Source organism: Candidatus Accumulibacter vicinus (genome assembly GCF_000584955.1).
In the GTDB taxonomy this organism is placed as follows: Bacteria; Pseudomonadota; Gammaproteobacteria; order Burkholderiales; family Rhodocyclaceae; genus Accumulibacter; species Accumulibacter vicinus.
In genome coordinates this window covers 118,737-121,628 of the sequence record NZ_JDSS02000037.1, presented here as the reverse complement: position 1 = coordinate 121,628, position 2,892 = coordinate 118,737, and the positions used below count along the sequence as shown (strand labels likewise).

4 protein-coding genes are annotated in these 2,892 nt (G+C 60.8%); all 4 read left to right on the top strand.

Annotation, left to right across the window (positions count from 1 at the left end; all coding sequences use genetic code 11):
• A partial coding sequence (locus tag CAPSK01_RS16370) for an FAD-binding protein (RefSeq protein WP_034929088.1) occupies positions 1-1,165 on the top strand: 1,165 nt, incomplete at its 5' end.
• Positions 1,158-1,907 (top strand): succinate dehydrogenase/fumarate reductase iron-sulfur subunit, encoded by a 750-nt coding sequence (locus CAPSK01_RS16365; RefSeq protein WP_034929085.1) that lies wholly within the window; start codon positions 1,158-1,160, stop codon positions 1,905-1,907. The genes CAPSK01_RS16370 and CAPSK01_RS16365, both read left to right, overlap by 8 nt.
• Positions 1,904-2,302 (top strand): fumarate reductase, encoded by a 399-nt coding sequence (locus tag CAPSK01_RS16360; protein ID WP_034929082.1) that lies wholly within the window; start codon positions 1,904-1,906, stop codon positions 2,300-2,302. The genes CAPSK01_RS16365 and CAPSK01_RS16360 overlap by 4 nt, the downstream gene beginning before the upstream one ends.
• Positions 2,299-2,667 carry a fumarate reductase subunit FrdD gene (gene frdD, locus CAPSK01_RS16355; RefSeq protein ID WP_273703873.1) on the top strand — a complete coding sequence of 123 codons (369 nt, stop codon included), beginning with the start codon at positions 2,299-2,301 and terminating at the stop codon, positions 2,665-2,667. Before CAPSK01_RS16360 ends, frdD begins: the two co-directional genes overlap by 4 nt.
• Positions 2,668-2,892 lie beyond the last annotated feature (225 nt).

Below are 2,892 nucleotides of genomic sequence, written 5' to 3'. Positions count from 1 at the left end.
CGTCACCGGCGATGGCATGGCGCTTGCCTACCGCCATGGCGTGCCGCTGCGCGACATGGAATTCGTCCAGTATCATCCGACCTGCATGCCGGGGACCGGTCTGCTGTTTACCGAAGCGTGCCGGGGTGAGGGGGGCTTCCTGGTGAACAAGGACGGCTATCGCTACCTGCAGGATTATGGTCTTGGCCCGGCCGAGCCTTCGCCGCGCAATAAGGCGATGGAACTCGGGCCGCGCGATCGTCTCAGCCAGGCCTTCTGGTACGAGCAGCAAAAGGGTCGCACCATTGAGGGGCCGCACGGTTCGGTCGTACATCTGGACCTGCGCCATCTCGGCGAAGCCAAACTGCGCGAGCGACTGCCGCAGATCTATGAACTGGCCGAACAGTTTCTCGGCGTCGATCCGGCGCGAGCTCCGATCCCGGTGCGACCGGCGGTACATTACACGATGGGCGGAATTCTCGTTGACGGTCTCTGCGCGTCGCCGCTGCCCGGCCTTTATGCGGCCGGCGAATGTTCCAGCGTCGGCATCCATGGTGCCAACCGGCTGGGATCGAATTCCCTCTCCGAGCTCTGCGTGTTTGGCAAGGTGGCGGGCGTCGAAGCCGCTCGCTTTGCAAGATCGGTGGTGCCCGGCAATTCGGCCAGGCTGCAGAAGCAGGCACAGGCCGTCGAGCAACGGGTTCTTGGTCTGAAGCTGAAAACCGGCGGCAATGAACGCATTGCCATCTTGCGCAAGGAAATGGCCCAGACCATGGAAGAGGGTTGCGGCATCTATCGTCTGGCAGAAACCATGCAAAAGACCTGCGACAAACTCGACGAACTCAAGGCGCGCTTCCGGAATGTCAATGTCGAGGACAAGTCGAGCGTCTGGAATACCGAGTGGTTGCTGGCAATCGAGCTCGAATACCAGCTCGACGTTGCCCAGACGATGGCCTATTCGGCGCTGCATCGGCGCGAGTCGCGAGGGGCACACCAGCGCCTCGACGGCTTCGAACAGCGTGACGATGTCAACTTCCTGAAGCACTCACAGGCGCACTATGTCGCTGACGGCGCTCCGCGCATCGATTACGGCCCTGTCAGGATTACCAAGTCGCAGCCTGGCACGCGCGCCTATGGCGCTGCCGGCGAGAAGGCGGAGCAGGAAAGGAAGGCTTCCCATGGCTGAAAAGACGATCGAAATCGAAGTTCTGCGCTATCACCCCGAAAAGGACAAGGAACCACATCGGCAGGTGTTCGAGGTGCCGTTTACCGACGATATGTCGGTTCTGCAAGGCGTGCAGTACATCAAGGACTACCTCGATGGTTCGCTGAGTTTTCGCTGGTCGTGCCGGATGGCGATCTGCGGCAGCTGTGGCATGATGATCAATGGCGAACCGAGCCTGTCGTGCCAGACTTTCCTGCGCGACTTCTATCCGGCGCGGGTGCGCGTTGAAGCCCTGGCGCACTTTCCGATCGAGCGCGACCTGGTGATCAGCATGGACGGCTTCATCGAGAAGCTGGAAAGCATTCAGCCCTACATCATTCCAAAGGAGCCACGCAAGCTGGCTCAGGGCGAGTACCTGCAGACACCGGAACAACTGCATGCCTACGAGCAGTTCAGTTCATGCATCAACTGCCTGTTGTGTTACGCTGCCTGCCCGCAGTTCGGCCTCAACCCGAGCTTCATCGGGCCGGCAGCGACGGCTTTGTTGCATCGTTACAACGTTGATTCTCGCGACGGCGGCAAGGCCGAGCGTATGGAACTCATCAATTCCGAAGAAGGGGTATTCAATTGCACGGCGGTGGGCTACTGCTCCGAGGTCTGTCCGAAGCATGTCGACCCGGCCAACGCCGTCAACCAGAACAAGACCAATAGTGCGGCCGATTATTTCCTGCGTTTCATTACTCCGAAGGGAGGTGCCAAGTGAACAAGCGTCGTCCCTATGTGCGCTCGATGGATGGCTGGTGGCGGAGGAATCCGTACTTCGTCGAGTACATGATTCACGAGGGAACAGCCCTCTTCGTCGCTGCCTATGCCGGGATTCTGCTCAACGGGCTGCTGCACCTGTCGCAGGGTGAAGCCGCCTGGAATGCTTGGCTAGCGGCGCTGAAGAACCCGTTTTACATCGGTTTTCACGTGCTCGCACTGATCGCGCTGACCTATCACACTTACACCTGGTTCAAGATCATGCCGCGGACGATGCCGCCGGTGGTGGTCGGAGGCCAACGGCTTTCGGCCTGGGCCATCACCGGCAGTGGGTTGGCGGTCGCTAGCGCTGCCTGCCTCGGTCTGCTCGCTCTGGTATGGGGGATGGCACGATGAAACCAACGCTGAAACGTTCTAATGCCCCGATCTTTTGGGCGCTGTTCGGGGCCGGTGGTATGCTCTCGGCGCTGCTGGGTCCGATGCTGGTATTCATCACCGGTCTTGCCGTGCCGCTCGCCTGGCTGCTGCCGCCGGACACCATGAGCTACCCGCGCATGCTCGCTTTCGCCCAGAATGTGATCGGTAAGGGCTTCATCTTTGCGATCATCGCGCTATTCCTGTGGCACGCCGCGCACCGGATCTATCACAGCCTGCACGATGTCGGTATCCACGCCGGTACCGGTGCCAAGCTGATCTGCTACGGGCTGGCGATGCTGGGAACCTTGCTCGCCGCGTTCGCGTTGCTGCGGATTGGCTTTTAGTCCTGCCAGGGGGGCTTGGTCGCTGCGAAAGTCTTTTCGGTTTGGCGCCCCCCGCGGCAGCGCAACAAGCTCGCCTGCCGCGCATTTCGTTCGCTAGGCCATGCCACTTAGCCGGGCCTTGCGTTCGCGCTCGATGCGGTTGATATAGCGTTGCAGCATGTTCATCCTGGCACCGGGCAAGGCAATGAACTCGCAGCCGATACGGACGTAGCGGGCCCCCCCCCA

Excerpts from the sequence above, each read along its gene's own strand:
- CAPSK01_RS16365 (WP_034929085.1), top strand. The coding sequence starts at position 1,158 with ATGGCTGAAAAGACGATCGAAATCGAAGTTCTGCGCTATCACCCCGAA.
- frdD (WP_273703873.1), top strand. The coding sequence starts at position 2,299 with ATGAAACCAACGCTGAAACGTTCTAATGCCCCGATCTTTTGGGCGCTG.